Raw genomic sequence first — 17886 nt, forward strand, 5'->3', positions numbered from 1 at the left:
CTCAGAACGGGGGAGGGTTGTGCAGGGGGTGGGGCACCGCGCTCACTCCCCAGTGTGCGCGGTGCCCCGAAAGAGCGGGACTACGGACCGGTGAACCCCGGGTTACTTCCCCAGCCCCGGGTAGAGCGGGTGCTTGTCGGCGAGTGCCTTGACCCGGGTCTTGAGCGCCTCGGCGTCGTAGGCCGGCTTCAGCGCCTCGGCGATGACGTCGGCGACCTCGGTGAAGTCCTCGGCGGTGAAGCCGCGGGTGGCCAGGGCGGGCGTGCCGATGCGCAGGCCGGAGGTCACCATCGGCGGACGCGGGTCGTTGGGGACGGCGTTGCGGTTGACGGTGATGCCGACCTCGTGGAGGCGGTCCTCGGCCTGCTGTCCGTCCAACTCGGAGTTGCGCAGGTCGACCAGGATCAGGTGCACGTCGGTGCCGCCGGAGAGCACGTCGACACCGGCCTCGCGGGCGTCCGGGGCCGTCAGCCGCTCGGCGAGGATCTTCGCGCCCTCGACCGTGCGCCGCTGGCGCTCCTTGAACTCCTCCGACGCGGCGACCTTGAAGGACACCGCCTTCGCGGCGATGACATGCTCCAGCGGACCGCCCTGGAAGCCGGGGAACACCGAGGAGTTCAGCTTCTTCGCGAACTCCTTCTTCGCCAGGATGATGCCGCCGCGCGGTCCGCCGAGCGTCTTGTGGGTGGTCGAGGTGACCACGTCGGCGTGGGGCACCGGGTTGGGGTGCAGCCCGGCCGCGACCAGACCCGCGAAGTGCGCCATGTCCACCCACAGACGGGCACCGACCTCGTCGGCGATGCGGCGGAACTCCGCGAAGTCCAGCTGACGCGGGTACGCCGACCAGCCCGCGATGATCACCTTGGGCCGGTGCTCCTTGGCGAGGCGCTCCAGCTCCGCCATGTCGACCAGACCGGTCGCGGTGTCCACGTGGTAGGCGACGACCTCGAACTGCTTGCCCGAGAAGTTCAGCCGCATGCCGTGGGTGAGGTGGCCGCCGTGCGCCAGGTCCAGCCCGAGGATCGTGTCGCCGGGCTGGGCGAGGGCGAACAGCGCCGCCTGGTTGGCCGAGGCGCCCGAGTGCGGCTGGACGTTGGCGTACTCGGCGCCGAACAGGTCCTTCACCCGGTCGATGGCGATCTGCTCGGCGACGTCGACGTGCTCACAGCCGCCGTAGTAGCGGCGGCCCGGGTAGCCCTCGGCGTACTTGTTGGTCAGGACCGAACCCTGTGCCTCCATGACCGCCACCGGAGCGAAGTTCTCCGAGGCGATCATCTCCAGGGTGGACTGCTGACGGTGCAGCTCGGCGTCGAGGGCGGCGGCGACGTCCGGGTCCAACTCGTGCAGGGGCGTGTTCAGAAGCGACATGCGTACGACCTCGTCTTCTCAGCCGGCGGTGTGGGCGACGTACTCGTCGGCGGAGAGCAGGTCGTCCGGCTCCTCCGCGACGCGCACCTTGAACAGCCACCCGCCCTCGAAGGGGGCGGTGTTCACCAGCGACGGGTCGCTCACGACGTCCTCGTTGATCTCGGTGATCTCACCGGAGACCGGCGAGTACAGGTCGCTGACCGACTTCGTGGACTCCAGTTCGCCACAGGTCTCGCCCGCGGTCACCGTGGAGCCCACCTCGGGGAGCTGGGCGTAGACGACATCGCCGAGCGCGTTCGCCGCGAACTCCGTGATGCCGACCGTCGAGACGCCGTCCTCGGCGACCGACAGCCACTCGTGCTCCTTGCTGTAGCGCAGCTGCTGGGGGTTGCTCATGGCCTGAATTCTCCTGTACGCGAGGGAGTGGTGATGAATGGGGGACTGCTGAAACCGCTGTTGAGCAGCGCGAATGTGCCCAGTGTCACGCTCGGGCCGGGCGGCCGCGCGCCCAGTGTCTACTTCTGGCGCTTGTAGAAGGGCAGCGCCACGACCTCGTACGGCTCGTGGCTGCCCCGGATGTCCACGCCCACACCGGCCGTACCCGGCGCGGAGTGCGCGGCGTCGACGTACGCCATGGCGATCGGCTTGCCCAGCGTGGGGGAGGGGGCGCCGGAGGTGACCTCGCCGATCACCTGGCCGTCGGCGACGACCGGGTACCCGGCGCGCGGCACCCGGCGGCCCTCGGCGACCAGCCCGACGAGGACGCGGGGCGGGGCGGAGGCGGCGCGCTCGGCGGCCTCGGCGAGGGCCGCGCGCCCGACGAAGTCGCCCTCCTTCTCGAACTTCACGACCCGCCCGAGCCCGGCGTCGAAGGGCGTCAGCGCGGTCGACAGCTCGTGCCCGTACAGCGGCATGCCCGCCTCCAGACGCAGCGTGTCCCGGCAGGAGAGCCCGCACGGCACCAGGCCGACGCCCTCGCCCGCCTTCGTCAGCGCCTGCCACAGCTCGACCGCGTGCTCCGGCTTCACGAACAGCTCGAAGCCGTCCTCGCCGGTGTAGCCGGTGCGGGCGATCAGCGCGGGCACCCCGGCGACCGTGCCGGGCAGCCCCGCGTAGTACTTCAGACCGTCGAGGTCGGCGTCGGTGAGGGAGGCCAGGATCCCGGGCGACTCGGGGCCCTGCACGGCCAGCAGCGCGTAGGCGTCCCGGTCGTCGCGCACCTCGGCGTCGAAGCCGGCGGAACGCTCCACGAGCGCGTCCAGCACCACCTGGGCGTTGGAGGCGTTCGCGACGACCAGGTACTCGGTCTCGCCCAGCCGGTAGACGATCAGGTCGTCGAGGATGCCGCCGTCCTCGCGGCAGATCATGGTGTAGCGGGCGCGGCCGACGCCGACGCTGCCGATGTTGCCCACGAGGGCGTGGTTCAACAGGGCCGCGGCCTGCGGTCCGGTCACCGTGATCTCGCCCATGTGGGAGAGGTCGAAGAGGCCGGCCCTCGTGCGGACGGCGATGTGCTCGTCCCGCTCGGAGCCGTAGCGCAGGGGCATGTCCCAGCCCGCGAAGTCGGTCATCGTTGCGCCGAGCGAGCGGTGCAGGGCGTCGAGCGCGGTACGGCGCGGTTCAGTGGTGGAGCTGCTGCTCATCGGATTCTGCTCCCAGTGCAAGACAGGCGACAGGCGAGGGGAAGTCCTCCCCATCTGTCATCGGAACCTGAGAGGTTCACCACGACCGTACGTACCGGTGGTCGTGACTTGCACCGTGGGTGGAGCCGACCCCCGAAGGAGAGGTACGGCCCGCTTTTCAGATGTGCCTCGCCCGCGCGGTATCTGGGCCTGAGAGATTCAAGGGAGGTACTTGCTCCTTCGGCGCCCCAGCGATCGACTGCTGGGAGCTCTCCCGCGCGGATTCAAGCGGCCGGTATGCAGTTGGCGCGGACATCATTGCACGCATCGACGCGTGGCGGCAGGGGGAGCTTCGAGAGGTGGGGGACGACGGAGGGGAGACGGACACAGCGGTCCGTAGCACTCTTGTGGCCATACGAGGACTGAACCAGGAGGGATCGGGCATTACCTTTTCTTTACGGTCTGTGGGGATGGGACCTCCATACCCCTGGGGAGGACGATCACGGTGAACAGGACCACGGCGTACGCGACGACCTCGGGGGTCGCGATGCCCAAGCAGCCCGTCGCACCGGCCGGTGCGGCCTGCGGCCCGTTCCCGAGGGCGGTCGTCCGCGACCTCCGGGGGCGGTCCGGGCGCAGTCCCCACGAGCTGTCCTTCGGGCCGGACGACCTGGTGGTCGTCACCGGGCTCCCCGGCAGCGGCAAGTCGACCCTGATGCGGCGGGCCGTGCCCGGCACCCGCATCGATTCCCAGGACACGCGCGACCGCTTCGACGCCCGCTTCGCCCGCCGGCTGCCGTACGCCGTCTACCGCCCCCTCGTGCGCCTCGCGCACTACGCCGGGCTGCGACGCGCCCTCCGCTCGGGGGAGGGCGTGGTCGTGCACGACTGCGGCGCACAGGCGTGGGTGCGCAACTGGCTCGCGCGCGAGGCCCGCCGCCGGGGCGGCACGCTGCACCTGCTGTTGCTCGACGTCACTCCCGGCGAGGCGCGGGACGGACAGCGGGAGCGGGGCCGGGGCGTCTCCCGGTACGCGTTCGCCCGGCACCGGGGGGCGATGACCCGGCTGCTGCGGGCGGTGGAGAAGGGGAGACTGCCCAAGGGGTGCGGGGCGGCCGTCCTCATCGACCGGGCCGCCGCCGATGTCCTGAAGCGGATCTACTTCCCGCGCTCCTGAAGGGCGCGCCCCCGCCCCGGGAGCAATTAAGGTGCAGGGACAACAGCATCACGGAGCAAAGCGGTAGGCAGCAGATGGACTTCCCGGCGGACTTTCCTGCACAGGCGTATCCCCATGGGCACGGCGGATGGCCCGGCAACGAGCTGGAGGAGGTGCTGTCCGCCTCGCTCGGTGTGCCCCAGGCCGGGGCGCGGATCGTGGAGGTGCTGGCCCGCAGCTTCGTGTGGGTGCCGCTGCCGGAGGGCGGCGGCCCGCAGAGCGGTCAGCTCGACCTGCCGACCATGGAGTTCGACGGGCAGGCGTACGTGCCGGTCTTCAGCTCCGAGGAGCAGTTCCGGCAGGTCGTCGGCAACCACATGTCGTACACGATCGCCCCGGCCGTCGAGTTCGCGCGGGGCCTGCCCCCGCAGATCGGGCTCGCCCTCAACCCCGACGGTGTCGTGGGCATCCCGCTGCCGCCGCCCGCCGTTGCCGAGCTGTGCCGGGCCGGCCGGACCCCGCTGGACGGATCGGCGAGCGGTGCGCGGGTCCGCCTCTTCGAACCGGACTGGCAGGACGACCCGGTGGACTTCCTGGCCGCGGCCTCCGCCGAGTTCGCCGGCACCGGAGTCGTCCTCTCCGCCCGCCGCTGCCTCGCCACCATCGAGACCGCCGACCCCGTGATGTTCATCGGCGTCGAACTTCTCTCCTGGGAGGCGGACCGCTCCCTCCCCCTCGCCGCCCTCGGCCGGGTCCTCACCAAGGCCCCCGTCCCCTGGCCGGTCAACATGGTCTTCCTCGACGTGGCCCAGGACCCGGTGGGCGACTGGCTCCGCGAGAAGGTACGACCCTTCTATCAGCAGGGGTACTGACCGGCGCCCGAAAGGGGCGCGGGGCCATGTCCCCATGCGGCTCCGCCGCGTGGGCGCGATCGACCCGGCACCACCCGCAGTCCGCAGGTCACCGCAACCTCCGAGCCCTGATCGGCTCGACCGGCACACCACCTAAGCTGTTCCCAAAACCAAGGTCCAACACCGAAGGGCGGCCAACGTGAGCGGCAGCGGCAACGTCGAGCACATGCTGCGCCAGGTGACGCCGGGGCGTTACGACGCCTACGAGGCACTGCTGCGTGCCGTCGCCACCCCGTCCTCCGGCCAGATCTGGATGCTGCTCTGGCACGGCCAGGCGGGCTCCCCGGACGCCCAGTACGGGAACATGGAGGTCGACGGGTTCAACTACGCCCCGTGCGTGACCTCCGCCCAGGAACTCTCCGCCAGCGGCTGGAACCGCAGTTACGAGGTGGTCGACGGCCTCGACGTGGCCCGCACCCTCTACCCCGACCACTACGGCCTCTGGCTCAACCCGCACGCGCCGGGCGGCGGCGTCGGCATCCCCTGGCTCGATCTGCGCCGGATCGCGACCGGCTTGGAGCGCCAGCCCGCGGGTCCCCTCAGACTGTCCGAACCGGCCATCGAGATCCCGCAGTTCTACGCCCTGCTGACCCAGAACGCCCACCGCACGCCCGCCGTGCGCTCGCTGCGCCGCGCCTGGGTGCAGCCCGCGCTCGGCGCGCCGTACCTGGCCATCGGCCTCGACGTGTACGACACCTCGCCGCCGGCCGTCGACTCGGTGCGGGCGATGATGCAGCAGTCCATCGGCGCGGTCCCGGACGGTCTGCCCGTCTCCACCGTCGCGATGTCCGACGAGTACGACCCGGTCGCCATGTGGCTGCGTGCGGGCGCCCGCCCCTTCTACGACCGCGAGGCCCACGGCGCGGCCCCCGCCCAGGCCCCGGCCGCCGGGTACGGCTACCCGGGCCCACCGTCGTACTGACGCTCCCCGGGCTTCCGCCGGGAGTGCGTGCTCTTCGCTCACGCATCGTTCCCCCAGGTGTTCCCTGCTTGTGTTCACCGCGCGCCCCGGCGTCCCGACTGCCCGCGCGGCTCCGGTGTGCAGGGGGCATCGTTCGCACACTCGGCCGCGCCCGCGAGGCGCCCGCAGGTTTGCACAGGTGAAGGTCGGTGCGGTTTGTCGGGGTCCGGCGTGCGCCCGGGGTGACGCGGATGCGCTCTCCGGCCTGTGAGACGCGATCTTCTCCTTGACGCACTCTTCGCGCGTAGAGGGCTGCGGATAGCGGTGGATTATGGCTATTCGTGCCGTATGCCCCGACTGTCTCCCGTCCGAGAGTCGCTACCCGGTGTTCGGATAACGGAATCCCCGGCGCCGCATCACGGTTGTGCATACTTTCCCCGCCAGATCTGGCGGGTGATCGCGGCGACGTTGAAGACTCCCCCAGTCAGATGCGGGATCGACGGATCCCGTGATCGATGGAAAGTCGACAAAGCCGTAATCCGCGGCGGGTGTAGGCCGGTTACCGCCGGCGAGGAGGGTCGGGTCACTGTGACCGCACCGATCGAGACCACTGGGGCGCAGACCGACGCTCAGCCCGAAGCCGTGCTGGAAGGTGTCGAGGCCAAGAAGATCGAGGGCCGTTCGCTCGGCCAGATCGCCTGGACCCGCTTCAAGCGCGACAAGGTGGCGGTCGCCGGCGGCATCATCGTCGTCCTGCTGATCCTGATCGCGGCCCTCTCCCGGCCCCTGCAGTCGATGCTCGGGCTCGACCCCAACGCCTTCAACCAGGACCTGATCGACCCCAACACCTCCCTCCCCAAGGGCGACTTCGGTGGGATGAGCTGGGACCACCCGCTCGGCGTCGAGCCGAAGTTCGGACGCGACATCCTCGCCCGCATCCTGGAGGGCTCCTGGGTCTCCCTGGTGGTGGCCTTCGGCGCGACGCTCCTGTCGAACGCCATCGGAGTGGTGCTCGGACTGGTCGCCGGTTACTACGGCGGCCGGGTCGACACGATCGTGAGCCGGCTGATGGACACCTTCCTGGCGTTCCCGCTGCTGCTGTTCGCCATCGCCATCTCCGCGACGCTCCAGGGCGGCGCCTTCGGCCTCGAAGGACTGCCGCTGCACATCTCGGTGCTGATCTTCGTCATCGGTTTCTTCAACTGGCCGTACATGGGGCGCATCGTGCGCGGTCAGACCCTGGCGCTGCGCGAGCGGGAGTTCATCGACGCCTCGCGCGGGATGGGCGCCGGCGGCCCGTACGTCCTGTTCAAGGAACTGCTGCCCAACCTCGTCGCGCCGATCATCGTCTACTCGACGCTGCTCATCCCGACCAACATCATCTTCGAGGCGTCGCTCAGCTTCCTCGGGGTCGGGATCCAGCCGCCGCAGGCCTCCTGGGGCGGCATGCTCAACCAGGCGGTCGACTTCTTCGAGGTCGACCCGCAGTACATGATCGTTCCCGGCCTCGCGATCTTCATCACGGTGCTGGCCTTCAACCTTCTCGGTGACGGCCTCCGGGACGCCCTCGACCCCCGCAGCCGCTGACGTCTGCGGCCGTCGTCCCACACAACTGTCCAACTACGAAGGGGAAACCGACCATCATGCGAAGGTCAGCAATGGCCGCTGTCGCGGTTGTGAGCAGCGCCGGCCTGCTCCTGTCCGCCTGCAGCAAGGCGGAAGACGGTACGGACACCCCCAAGGGCGCCGGCGCCAACGCCGCGACCAAGGGTGTCGTCAACGAGTCCACGCACAAGGGCGGCACGGTCACGTACGCCAGCTCCGACGCTCCCGAGTCCCTCGACCCGGGCAACATGTACTACGCGTACGGCTTCAACTTCAGCCGCCTCTACGCGCGTCCTCTGATGACGTTCAAGCCCGGTCCCGGTGAGAAGGGCAACGAGCTCGTCCCCGACCTGGCGGAGAGCGCGGGCACGCCCAGCGACGGCGGCAAGACCTGGACGTACAAGATCCGCCAGGGCGTCAAGTTCGAGGACGGCACCCCGGTCACGTCCAAGGACGTCAAGTACGCCGTGGAGCGCTCGAACTTCGCGCGTGACGTGCTCTCGCTCGGCCCGAACTACTTCCAGCAGATGCTGGACGACCCGAAGAAGTACAAGGGTCCCTACGCCGACAAGAGCGACAAGGGCATCTCCTCCATAGAGACCCCGGACGACCACACGATCGTCTTCAAGCTCAACAAGGCGTTCTCGGAGTTCGACTACCTGGCGAGCATGCCGCAGACGGCTCCGGTGCCGAAGGCCAAGGACACCGGCGTCGACTACACCAAGAAGGTCGTCTCCACCGGCTCGTACAAGTTCCAGAAGTACGAAGAGGGCAAGCAGATCGTCCTGGTCCGCAACCCCGAGTGGGACGCCAAGACGGACCCGCTGCGCAAGCAGTACCCGGACAAGATCGTGGTGAACCTGAAGGTCAACAAGGCCACCATCGACAAGGACGTCATGTCCGGCGACACCATGATCGACATCCAGGGCACCGGTGTCGACGCCCAGACCCAGGCCCAGGTCCTCAAGGACAAGGACCAGGAGGCCAACACCGACAACGCGCTCGGCGGCCGTCTCGTCTACACGGCGATCAACACCAAGGTCGCGCCGTTCGACAACGTCGAGTGCCGCAAGGCCGTCCAGTACGCGATCGACAAGGTCGCCGTGCAGACCGCCATGGGCGGCCCGATCCGCGGTGACATCGCCTCCACCGTGCTGCCGACCGACGTCTCGGGCTACGAGAAGGCCGACATGTACGCCACCCCGGACAGCAAGGGTGACGTCACCAAGGCCAAGGAGCACCTGAAGGCCTGCGGCAAGGAGGGCGGCTTCAAGACCTCCATCTCCGCCCGTACCGACCGTCAGGGCGAGGTCGACGCGGCCACCGCGGTCGTCGAGGCGCTGAAGAAGGTCGGCATCGAGGCCGACATCAAGCAGTACCCGTCGGGCAAGTACTTCTCCGACTACGCGGGTGTGCCGTCCTTCAACAAGAAGAACAACATCGGCCTGATCATGATGCAGTGGGGCGCCGACTGGCCCACCGGCTACGGCTTCCTGCAGCAGATCGTGCACGGCAAGGCCATCGGCCAGTCCGGCAACACCAACCTGTCGGAGCTGAACGACCCCGCGATCAACAAGCTGCTCGACGACGCGATCGGCAACACCGACGAGGCCGCCCGCACCGCCGCGTACACCGAGGTCGACAAGAAGGTCATGGAGCAGGCCGCCATCGTGCCGCTGACCTACTTCAAGGTCCTGCTGTACCGCTCGCCGTACGCCACCAACCTGGTGTCCTCCTCGGCGTTCAGCGGCCAGTACGACTACCTCAACGTCGGTACCTCGGAAAAGAAGTAGCCCCGGAAGGCAGGTGAAGGCATTGGCGCCCGCGGGTGAGCACACCCGCGGGCGCCGGCGCCGGTCCTCGTGATCTCGTACATCATCCGCCGGACGATCGCGGCGGTGATCCTGCTGCTCGTCGTCACCGCGGTCACCTTCGGCATCTTCTTCATCCTGCCGAAGCTCGCCGGGCAGACGGTCGACCAGCTGGCACAGCAGTACATCGGCAAGAACCCTTCGCCCGAGGACATCGCGGCGGTCAAGCGGAACCTCGGCCTGGACCAGCCGGTCTACGAGCAGTACTGGAACTTCCTCAAGGGGATCGTCTCCGGTGCCACGTACGACCTCGGGCCCACCACCGTCCGCTGCGACGCGCCCTGCTTCGGCTACTCCTTCAAGGACCACCTGGAGGTCTGGCCGCAGCTCACCGGCCGCCTTCCGGTGACCATCTCGCTCGCCGCCGGAGCCGCCGTGCTGTGGCTGGTCGGCGGTATCACGGCCGGCGTCATCTCGGCCCTGAAGCCCGGGTCGATCTTCGACCGCTCCGCGATGGGTGTGGCGCTCGCGGGCGTCTCCCTGCCCATGTTCTTCACCGGTCAGCTGGCCCTGCTGCTGTTCAGCTACCAGCTGGAGATCTTCGGCAGGACCTACGTCCCCTTCACCGAGAACCCCTCGCAGTGGGCCAACACCCTCTTCCTGCCCTGGTGTTCGCTGGCGCTCCTCTACTCGGCCATCTACGCCCGGCTCACCCGCTCGGGCATGCTGGAGACGATGAACGAGGACTACATCCGCACCGCGCGGGCCAAGGGCCTGCGGGAGCGCAAGGTCGTCGTCAAGCACGGCCTGCGGGCCGCGCTGACCCCGCTGGTGACGGTCTTCGGCATGGATGTCGGTCTGCTCCTCGGCGGCGCCCTCATCACCGAGACCGTGTTCTCCCTGCACGGCATCGGCGAGTACGCGGTCCAGTCGATCACCACCAACGACCTGCCCCCGATCCTCGGGGTGACCCTGCTCGCGGCGTTCTTCGTCGTCTTCATGAACCTTGTGGTGGACCTGCTGTACGCCACGATCGACCCGCGGGTGAGGCTCTCGTGACCGAACTGTCCAAGACCGGGGCCGCCGTCGGCGAGCCCGCACGCGCCGGGGACGCCCCCCAGGCGTTCCTCGAAGTGCGCGACCTCAAGGTGCACTTCCCCACCGACGACGGCCTGGTCAAGTCCGTCGACGGTCTCTCCTTCCAGCTGGAGAAGGGCAAGACCCTCGGCATCGTGGGCGAGTCCGGCTCGGGCAAGTCGGTGACCTCGCTGGCGATCATGGGCCTGCACCGGCTCGGCGCGCGCGGCAAGAACGTGCGGATGTCCGGCGAGATCTGGCTCGACGGCAAGGAACTCGTCGGGGCGAGCCCCGACGAGGTGCGCCGGCTGCGCGGCCGCGACATGGCGATGATCTTCCAGGACCCGCTGTCCGCGATGCACCCGTACTACAAGGTCGGCAGCCAGATCGTCGAGGCGTACCGGGTCCACCACGACGTCAGCAAGAAGGTCGCCCGCAAGCGCGCCATCGAACTCCTCGACCGCGTCGGCATCCCGGAGCCCCACAAGCGGGTCGACGGCTACCCGCACGAGTTCTCCGGCGGTATGCGCCAGCGCGCCATGATCGCCATGGCCCTGGTCAACAACCCGGAACTGCTGATCGCCGACGAGCCCACCACCGCGCTCGACGTGACCGTGCAGGCGCAGATCCTCGACCTGATCCGGGATCTGCAGAAGGAGTTCGGCTCCGCGGTCATCATCATCACGCACGATCTCGGCGTGGTCGCCGAGATCGCCGACGACATCCTCGTGATGTACGGCGGCCGTTGTGTGGAGCGCGGCCCGGTCGACGACATCTTCCACCAGCCCCAGCACCCCTACACCTGGGGCCTGCTCGGCTCGATGCCGCGCATCGACCGCGCGCAGACCGACCGGCTCATCCCGGTCAAGGGTCAGCCGCCGAGCCTCATCAACGTCCCCTCCGGCTGCGCCTTCAACCCGCGCTGCCCCTACGCGGACGTCCCCAAGGACAACATCACCCGCACCGAGCGCCCCGAGCTGCGCGAGGTCGGCGGCCGCCACTTCACCGCCTGCCACCTGTCGCAGGAGGACCGTACGCGGATCTGGACCGAAGAGATTGCGCCGAAGCTGTGAGCGAGACTGAGACCCGGGCCGCCGTGCCGGCCCCGCGCGCCGACGCCGACGAGAAACCGCTGCTCAGGGTCGAGGGCCTGGTCAAGCACTTCCCCATCAAGAAGGGCCTGCTCCAGCGGCAGGTCGGGGCGGTCAAGGCCGTCGACGGCATCGACTTCGAGGTCCGCCGTGGCGAGACCCTCGGCGTCGTCGGGGAGTCCGGCTGTGGCAAGTCGACCATGGGCCGGCTCATCACCCGGCTGCTCGAACCCTCCGGCGGGAAGATCGAGTTCGACGGTACGGACATCACGCACCTCAAGACGGCCGGCATGCGTCCGCTGCGCCGCGACGTGCAGATGATCTTCCAGGACCCGTACGGCTCGCTGAACCCCCGGCACACCATCGGCACCATCGTCTCGGCGCCCTTCAAGCTCCAGGGCGTGGAGCCCGAGGGCGGCGTGAAGAAGGAGGTCCAGCGCCTCCTGGAGCTGGTGGGCCTGAGCCCCGAGCACTACAACCGCTACCCGCACGAATTCTCCGGCGGTCAGCGCCAGCGCATCGGCATCGCCCGTGCGCTCGCCCTCAAGCCCCGGATGGTCGTCGCGGACGAGCCGGTCTCCGCGCTCGACGTCTCGATCCAGGCCCAGGTCGTCAACCTCATGGACGACCTCCAGGACGAGCTCGGTCTGACGTACGTGATCATCGCGCACGACCTCTCCGTCGTCCGCCACGTCTCCGACCGCATCGCGGTGATGTACCTCGGCAAGATCGTCGAGCTGGCCGACCGGGACTCGCTGTACGCGGCGCCGATGCACCCGTACACCAAGGCGCTGCTGTCGGCCGTGCCGATCCCGGACCCGTCGCGCCGGGGCGCCAAGAGCGAGCGCATCCTGCTCAAGGGCGACGTGCCCTCGCCGATCGCGCCGCCGAGCGGCTGCCGCTTCCACACCCGGTGCTGGAAGGCCACGCAGGTCTGCAAGACCACCGAGCCGCCGCTCGCCGAGCTGAAGCCCGGCCAGCGGGTGGCCTGCCACCACCCGGAGAACTTCGAGGACCAGCAGCCGCAGGACGTCGTCCTGCTGACGGCCGCCAAAGAGGCGGGCGAACTGGTACCGGACACGGTGAAGAAGACGGAGACGCCGACGGAGCCCGAGACGTCGGCGGAGCCGGAGACGCCCAAGTCACCGGAGACGCCCAAGTCACCGGAGGCCGCGGCGGACCCGGCGGATCCGGAAGAGCCCGCGGAGCCCGAGAAGCCCGAGGGGCCCGGTAAAGACTGACGCCGGACGGTGTGCGCCTTGCATTGCAAGGCGCACACCTGTTTACGGGGCAGAATGTACGGGTGTCCCCATACCCGCTCGACCTGATCGGCATCTTCGTCTTCGCCATCTCCGGCGCACTGCTGGCCGTCCGCAAGAACTTCGACATCTTCGGCATCGCCGTCCTCGCCGAGGTCACCGCGCTCGGCGGCGGGCTGTTCCGTGACCTGATCATCGGCGCCGTACCGCCGGCCGCCTTCACCGACCTCGGCTACTTCCTCACCCCGCTGCTCGCCGCCCTCCTCGTCTTCTTCCTCCATCCGCACGTGGAGCGCATCCAGACCGGCGTGAACGTCTTCGACGCGGCCGGACTCGGCCTCTTCTGCGTCGCGGGCACGATGAAGGCGTACGACCACGGCCTCGGCCTGACCGCGTCCGCCACGCTCGGCCTCGCCACGGCCGTCGGCGGCGGTGTGCTGCGGGACGTGCTCGCCAACGAGGTGCCCTCCCTGCTGCGCTGGGACCGGGACCTGTACGCCGTGCCCGCGATGGTCGGTGCCGCGACGGTGGTCCTGTGCATCCAGCTCGACGCCCTCACCCCGCTCACCTCCGCCCTCGCCGCGATCGCCGCGTTCGTGCTGCGCCTGCTGGCGATGCGCTACCACTGGCGGGCCCCGAGGGCGTGGAACCGGCGGTCGTCGGCCGTGGAGGGGGAGGCGTAAGGGGCCTGGGCCGCGGCATAAAGCTACCGCTTAGTAATGAGCTGTTGTACGGTTCATCCATGCCCGAAGCAGCTTCCGTGCAGGCCACCGTCGGCGACAGCGAGTTCGACCGGGACACCGCGGTCACCCGACGGGCGCCCGGCGTCTACGACATCGACCTCTCCGCCGGCTGGACGATCATCGGCGCCGTCAACGGCGGCTATCTCCTGGCCGTCCTCGGTCGCGCGCTCGCCGACGCGCTCCCGCACGGCGACCCGTTCACGATCTCCGCGCACTACCTGACCGCGTCCCAGCCCGGCCCCGCGGTCGTCCGCACGGACGTCGTCCGCACCGGCCGGACCCTGTCGACCGGCCAGGCATCCCTCCTCCAGTACGACGACGAGGGCCGCGAGACCGAGCGGATACGCGTCCTCGCCTCCTACGGCGACCTGGACTCCCTCCCGGACGACGTCCGGACGACGGCGAAGCCGCCCGCGATCCCTCCGATGGAGCAGTGCTTCGGCCCGCAGGACGCCCCCGGCCCCGTGCCCGGCGGCTCCGCGATCGCCGACCGGCTGTTCCTGAAGCTCGACCCGGCCACGCTGGGCTGGGCCCTGGGTGCGCCCTCCGGCAAGGGTGAGATGCGGTCCTGGTTCGGGCTCGCCGACGGCCGTGACGCCGACCCGTTCTCCCTGCTCCTCGCGGTGGACGCGCTGCCGCCGACCGCCTTCGAGATGGGCCTGAAGGGCTGGGTGCCGACGGTCGAGCTGACCGCGCACATCCGGTGTCGCCCGGCGCCGGGACCGCTACGGGTCGCCATCACCACCCGCAATCTCGCCGGGGGCTTCCTGGAGGAGGACGCCGAGGTCTGGGACAGCGCGGACCGACTGGTCGCCCAGTCACGTCAGTTGGCGAGGGCCAGGCTGTCGGACTGAGCAGTCGGCCTCCGGGTGCCGAGCTCCTTGTGCCCAAGAGGCCCCCGGGCAGGGGCGATTCGATGAGGGCGCGCCCCGAACACGGGGGCGCGCCCTCCCTGGCGCGTACGCGCGCCGCGGAGGAGTGTCAGTCCAGCCAGTGGCGACAGCCGATGCTGATCAGCCGCATCCGTCGGCCCGCCAGCCGGGTCACCCGCAGGCGTTCCTCCTCCGGCTGCCCCTGGGCCCCCAGGAACAGCGAGGCGGTCATCAGCATCTGGTCGACGTACAGGCCCGCGAGCATCAGCCGGTCGTCGTCGGTCCACCCCTCGGTCTCCGGCCGCCTGGCCAGCTCGCCGCGCACCTCCTCGGCGAACCGGGCCAGTTGGTCCTGGATGGCGTCCCGCACCGGCTGGACCCCGCTGTGCCGTTCGCGCGCGATGAACCGGACGTGCGCGTGGTACCCGTCGACATGGCGGGCGATCAGCTCCACGGCGCGCTCGACGAGTTCGTCACTGTCGCCCACCGCCGACATCAGATCCGCCAGCACGGGATGCAGACTGCCGAGCGCCTCCTCGACCAGCGCGACACCGAGGTCCGCGGTCGACCGGAAGTGTCGGTAGAACGCGGTGGGGGCGACGCCCACGGCGCGGGTGACCTCGCGCAGTCCCAGGCTGCTGAGGCTCTGCTCCTCCAGCAGGGCGAGCGCGGCGTCCATGAGCGCCCGCCGGGTCTTCTGCTTCTGCACCTGCCGGACGCCGAAAGTGTGACTCATGCCATGCAGTTAACAACTGTTCTCCGTAATTGCAAAGCCGGGCGGCGCGCTAGACTTGGGAGTCAGTGAACAATTGTAACTACAACCGTTCACCCAACTGTAACGAGAGGCGTTCCCACGATGTTGTTCCTCGTCGCCGCACTTCTGCTGCTGGGTGTCGTCCTGGGCACCGTGGCTCATGTGCCGCCGGCCGTCTCGACCGTCCTGGCCGTCGGCATCGCCCTCTGGCTGGCGATCTTCGCGTACCGCGAGCGTCATGCCCGCCGTGGCCGCGGCACGCACTGACCCTCCGGCGCCAGCGCCACAGCCGCCGTCACCGTCGAACGACCATCCGTCGAGAACCCGTTGGGAGCAGATCGACCATGCAGCTCACCGCCGCACGCCGGCAGACCGGAACCACCACGGCCCGTCCCCGGGGCCGGGACGCCGACGGCATGGCCGTCGCCTCCTTCGTCCTCGGCCTGTTGGGTCTCCTCGTGCTCAACCTCTTCCTCGGCCCGATCGCGATCGTCCTCGCGGCGGTGGCCCTCAAGCGCGGCACGACACGACGGGGCCGCGCCTTCCTGGGCCTCGGCCTGGGCGTCGCCGACCTGATCGTCCTCGCCACCCTGATGCAGACGACGAACACGGTCTCCTGGAGCATCTGACGGTCGAGGCCGAGAGCGCGGCCGGGGGTGGCAGGTGCTCTTACGGCCAAGTCCGGGCCGCACCCTGAGGCCGGCCGAACACGGCCCCGTAGAATCGGCTCACCATGGCTTACCTCGACCACGCGGCGACCACCCCGATGCTCCCCGAGGCGGCAGAGGCCCTGACCGCCCAGCTGAGCGTCACCGGCAACGCCTCCTCGCTGCATGCCTCCGGCCGCCGAGCGCGGCGCACCGTCGAGGAGGCCCGCGAGACCCTCGCCGAGGCCCTCGGGGCCCGTCCCAGCGAGGTGGTCCTCACCTCCGGAGGCACCGAGGCCGACAACCTCGCCGTGAAGGGGCTCTACTGGTCCCGCCGCGACGCCGACCCGGCCCGCACCCGGGTCCTGGCCAGTCCGGTCGAACACCACGCGGTCCTCGACGCCGTCCACTGGCTCGGCGACCACGAGGGCGCCACCGTCGAGTACCTCCCGGTCGACACCTACGGACGCGTCCACCCCGAAGCCCTCCGCGAGGCCGTCGCCCGCAACCCCGACGACGTCGCCCTGGCCACCGTGATGTGGGCCAACAACGAGATCGGCACGATCATGCCGGTCCGCGAACTCGCCGACGTGGCCGCGGAGTTCGACGTCCCGCTGCACGCCGACGCGGTCCAGGCGTTCGGTCAGGTTCCGGTCGACTTCGAGGCCTCCGGGCTCGCCGCGATGACCGTCTCCGGCCACAAGATCGGCGGCCCGTACGGCATCGGCGCGCTGCTGCTGGGCCGCGAGTACAGCCCCGTGCCCGTGCTGCACGGCGGGGGCCAGGAGCGCCATGTCCGCTCCGGCACCCTCGACGTCCCGGCCGTCGCCTCCTTCGCGGTCGCCGGCCGGCTGGCCGCCGAGCAGCGCGAGTGGTTCGCCCGGGAGATCGGCACCCTGCGCGACGCCCTCGTCGAGGCGGTCCGTACGGCGGTGCCGGACGCCGTGCTGGGCGGTGACCCGTCCCCCGCGGGCCGCCTTCCGGCCAACGCGCACTTCACGTTCCCCGGCTGCGAGGGCGACTCGTTGCTGCTGCTGCTCGACGCCCAGGGCATCGAGTGCTCCACGGGTTCCGCCTGCACGGCCGGCGTCGCCCAGCCCAGCCATGTCCTCCTCGCCACCGGCACCGACCCCGACCTGGCCCGCGGCACCCTCCGCTTCTCCCTCGGCCACACCTCCACGGAGGCCGACGTCGACGCGGTCGCCAAGGCGATCGGCCCGGTGGTGGAACGCGCCCGCACGGCGGGTCTGAGCTGAGCAGGTCAGGACCCGGAACCGGGCGCGGGCCCGTCGAGGCTCAGGCCGGCGTCGACGCCCCGGCCTTCGCCGCCGCGCGCACCAGCTTCATGTAGCGGTCCCAGTCCCAGCCCTCACCGGGGTCCGTGTGGTCCGTCCCCGGGACCTCGACATGGCCGAGGATGTGCTCACGGTCGAGCGGGATGTCGTACCGCGCGCAGATCCGGGCCGTCAGCCGCGCGGAGGCCTCGTACATCTCGTCGGTGAAGTCCTCGGGCTTCTCGACGAAACCCTCGTGCTCGATGCCGATGCTCCGCTCGTTGTAGTCGCGGTTGCCCGCGTGGTACGCCACGTCGAGCTCGCGGATCATCTGGGTGACATGGCCGTCCTTGCGCACGATGTAGTGCGCCGCCGCGCCGTGCGCCGGGTCCTGGAAGACCTTCACCGCGCTGTCGAAGCTGCCCTGGGTGACATGGATGATCACCATGTCTATGCCGAAGTCGTCCGGCCGGTCCGCCAGTCGCCAGTTCGCGTCCGACGCCGCGACCCACTTCGCGCCCGTGTAGTCGACCTCGCCGTCCTTGCGCGGCTTCGCCACCCCCGGCACCCGCCACCACGCGCGCGTCAGCTCGTCCCGCGCCACCACGGCCGTGCCGACGGCGGCCACGGCCGTGCCGACGAGCAGCGCGCGGCGGCCGACGCGGCGGTCCGCGTCCTTGCCGCCGGAGGCGCTCGCTCCGGCCGCGCCGGAACCGTTCTTCGAAGCCCTTCTCGTTCCCACGAGACCGTCAACGGATACTCGCGGGTTCCGGTTCCCGGCGCCCCGTACCCTGG

General features: G+C 70.0%; 18 protein-coding genes and 1 riboswitch. Of the genes, 13 read left to right on the forward strand and 5 right to left on the reverse strand.

Annotated elements, in window-relative coordinates; all coding sequences use genetic code 11:
- Positions 1-102: 102 nt before the first annotated feature.
- The 3 genes from glyA to gcvT all read right to left on the reverse strand — a co-directional run bounded on the left by glyA (position 103) and on the right by gcvT (position 3011).
- Positions 103-1368, reverse strand: coding sequence for a serine hydroxymethyltransferase (gene glyA / locus GWK25_RS07960; RefSeq protein WP_215449115.1), 1266 nt, complete (start codon positions 1366-1368; stop codon positions 103-105).
- A gap of 18 nt (positions 1369-1386) precedes the next feature.
- A complete protein-coding gene (gene gcvH, locus GWK25_RS07965; protein WP_045562486.1) occupies positions 1387-1764 on the reverse strand; it encodes a glycine cleavage system protein GcvH in 378 nt (125 codons plus the stop codon).
- Positions 1765-1883: 119 nt separating this feature from the next.
- A complete protein-coding gene (gene gcvT, locus GWK25_RS07970) occupies positions 1884-3011 on the reverse strand; it encodes a glycine cleavage system aminomethyltransferase GcvT (protein ID WP_215449116.1) in 1128 nt (375 codons plus the stop codon).
- Positions 3012-3178: 167 nt separating this feature from the next.
- Positions 3179-3277: riboswitch (glycine riboswitch) on the reverse strand.
- Between the two features lie 212 nt (positions 3278-3489).
- On the opposite strand from gcvT, the gene GWK25_RS07975 reads away from it, so the two are divergent.
- The 10 genes from GWK25_RS07975 (at position 3490) to GWK25_RS08020 (ending at position 14398) form a co-directional block, all read left to right on the forward strand.
- Positions 3490-4167 carry an AAA family ATPase gene (locus tag GWK25_RS07975; RefSeq protein ID WP_215457261.1) on the forward strand — a complete coding sequence of 226 codons (678 nt, stop codon included), beginning with the start codon at positions 3490-3492 and terminating at the stop codon, positions 4165-4167.
- A gap of 74 nt (positions 4168-4241) precedes the next feature.
- Positions 4242-5018 (forward strand): enhanced serine sensitivity protein SseB, encoded by a 777-nt coding sequence (locus tag GWK25_RS07980; protein WP_215449117.1) that lies wholly within the window; start codon positions 4242-4244, stop codon positions 5016-5018.
- 205 nt (positions 5019-5223) lie between these two features.
- Positions 5224-5979, forward strand: coding sequence for an enhanced serine sensitivity protein SseB C-terminal domain-containing protein (locus GWK25_RS07985; protein WP_215457262.1), 756 nt, complete (start codon positions 5224-5226; stop codon positions 5977-5979).
- Between the two features lie 567 nt (positions 5980-6546).
- Positions 6547-7545, forward strand: coding sequence for an ABC transporter permease (locus tag GWK25_RS07990; protein ID WP_215449118.1), 999 nt, complete (start codon positions 6547-6549; stop codon positions 7543-7545).
- Between the two features lie 56 nt (positions 7546-7601).
- The gene (locus tag GWK25_RS07995) at positions 7602-9356 is read left to right on the forward strand and encodes an ABC transporter substrate-binding protein (protein WP_251828768.1); all 1755 of its coding nucleotides are present in this window, start codon (positions 7602-7604) and stop codon (positions 9354-9356) included.
- Between the two features lie 69 nt (positions 9357-9425).
- On the forward strand, positions 9426-10433 hold the full coding sequence (locus tag GWK25_RS08000) for an ABC transporter permease (RefSeq protein ID WP_215449119.1): 1008 nt from the start codon (positions 9426-9428) through the stop codon (positions 10431-10433).
- Entirely contained in the window at positions 10430-11524 is a 1095-nt protein-coding gene (locus tag GWK25_RS08005) for an ABC transporter ATP-binding protein (protein WP_215449120.1), read from the forward strand. The genes GWK25_RS08000 and GWK25_RS08005 overlap by 4 nt, the downstream gene beginning before the upstream one ends.
- The gene (locus tag GWK25_RS08010) at positions 11521-12783 is read left to right on the forward strand and encodes an ABC transporter ATP-binding protein (protein WP_215449121.1); all 1263 of its coding nucleotides are present in this window, start codon (positions 11521-11523) and stop codon (positions 12781-12783) included. Before GWK25_RS08005 ends, GWK25_RS08010 begins: the two co-directional genes overlap by 4 nt.
- Positions 12784-12845: 62 nt before the next feature.
- Positions 12846-13484, forward strand: coding sequence for a trimeric intracellular cation channel family protein (locus GWK25_RS08015; protein ID WP_308011118.1), 639 nt, complete (start codon positions 12846-12848; stop codon positions 13482-13484).
- A 59-nt stretch (positions 13485-13543) separates the two neighbouring features.
- On the forward strand, positions 13544-14398 hold the full coding sequence (locus GWK25_RS08020) for a thioesterase family protein (RefSeq protein WP_215449122.1): 855 nt from the start codon (positions 13544-13546) through the stop codon (positions 14396-14398).
- Between the two features lie 127 nt (positions 14399-14525).
- Here the strand turns inward: GWK25_RS08020 and GWK25_RS08025 are convergent, their stop codons facing one another.
- On the reverse strand, positions 14526-15152 hold the full coding sequence (locus GWK25_RS08025) for a TetR/AcrR family transcriptional regulator (protein WP_215449123.1): 627 nt from the start codon (positions 15150-15152) through the stop codon (positions 14526-14528).
- Between the two features lie 120 nt (positions 15153-15272).
- On the opposite strand from GWK25_RS08025, the gene GWK25_RS08030 reads away from it, so the two are divergent.
- The 3 genes from GWK25_RS08030 to GWK25_RS08040 all read left to right on the forward strand — a co-directional run bounded on the left by GWK25_RS08030 (position 15273) and on the right by GWK25_RS08040 (position 17073).
- Complete coding sequence (locus GWK25_RS08030) at positions 15273-15437, forward strand: hypothetical protein (protein WP_184899684.1); 165 nt, start codon at positions 15273-15275, stop codon at positions 15435-15437.
- 77 nt (positions 15438-15514) lie between these two features.
- Positions 15515-15799, forward strand: a complete 285-nt coding sequence (locus GWK25_RS08035) for a DUF4190 domain-containing protein (RefSeq protein ID WP_215449124.1) — start codon at positions 15515-15517, stop codon at positions 15797-15799.
- Positions 15800-15903: 104 nt separating this feature from the next.
- Positions 15904-17073, forward strand: coding sequence for a cysteine desulfurase family protein (locus GWK25_RS08040; protein ID WP_215449125.1), 1170 nt, complete (start codon positions 15904-15906; stop codon positions 17071-17073).
- 40 nt (positions 17074-17113) lie between these two features.
- Here the strand turns inward: GWK25_RS08040 and GWK25_RS08045 are convergent, their stop codons facing one another.
- Positions 17114-17833, reverse strand: coding sequence for an N-acetylmuramoyl-L-alanine amidase (locus GWK25_RS08045; protein ID WP_215449126.1), 720 nt, complete (start codon positions 17831-17833; stop codon positions 17114-17116).
- Positions 17834-17886 lie beyond the last annotated feature (53 nt).

This window comes from Streptomyces sp. ATCC 21386 (genome assembly GCF_018728545.1).
Lineage (GTDB): Bacteria > Actinomycetota > Actinomycetes > Streptomycetales > Streptomycetaceae > Streptomyces.

Coding starts and splice junctions, on each gene's coding strand:
- glyA (WP_215449115.1), bottom strand. CDS start 1,368: ATGTCGCTTCTGAACACGCCCCTGCACGAGTTGGACCCGGACGTCGCC.
- gcvH (WP_045562486.1), bottom strand. CDS start 1,764: ATGAGCAACCCCCAGCAGCTGCGCTACAGCAAGGAGCACGAGTGGCTG.
- gcvT (WP_215449116.1), bottom strand. CDS start 3,011: ATGAGCAGCAGCTCCACCACTGAACCGCGCCGTACCGCGCTCGACGCC.
- GWK25_RS07980 (WP_215449117.1), top strand. CDS start 4,242: ATGGACTTCCCGGCGGACTTTCCTGCACAGGCGTATCCCCATGGGCAC.
- GWK25_RS07985 (WP_215457262.1), top strand. CDS start 5,224: ATGCTGCGCCAGGTGACGCCGGGGCGTTACGACGCCTACGAGGCACTG.
- GWK25_RS07995 (WP_251828768.1), top strand. CDS start 7,602: ATGCGAAGGTCAGCAATGGCCGCTGTCGCGGTTGTGAGCAGCGCCGGC.
- GWK25_RS08020 (WP_215449122.1), top strand. CDS start 13,544: ATGCCCGAAGCAGCTTCCGTGCAGGCCACCGTCGGCGACAGCGAGTTC.
- GWK25_RS08025 (WP_215449123.1), bottom strand. CDS start 15,152: ATGAGTCACACTTTCGGCGTCCGGCAGGTGCAGAAGCAGAAGACCCGG.
- GWK25_RS08030 (WP_184899684.1), top strand. CDS start 15,273: ATGTTGTTCCTCGTCGCCGCACTTCTGCTGCTGGGTGTCGTCCTGGGC.
- GWK25_RS08035 (WP_215449124.1), top strand. CDS start 15,515: ATGCAGCTCACCGCCGCACGCCGGCAGACCGGAACCACCACGGCCCGT.
- GWK25_RS08040 (WP_215449125.1), top strand. CDS start 15,904: ATGGCTTACCTCGACCACGCGGCGACCACCCCGATGCTCCCCGAGGCG.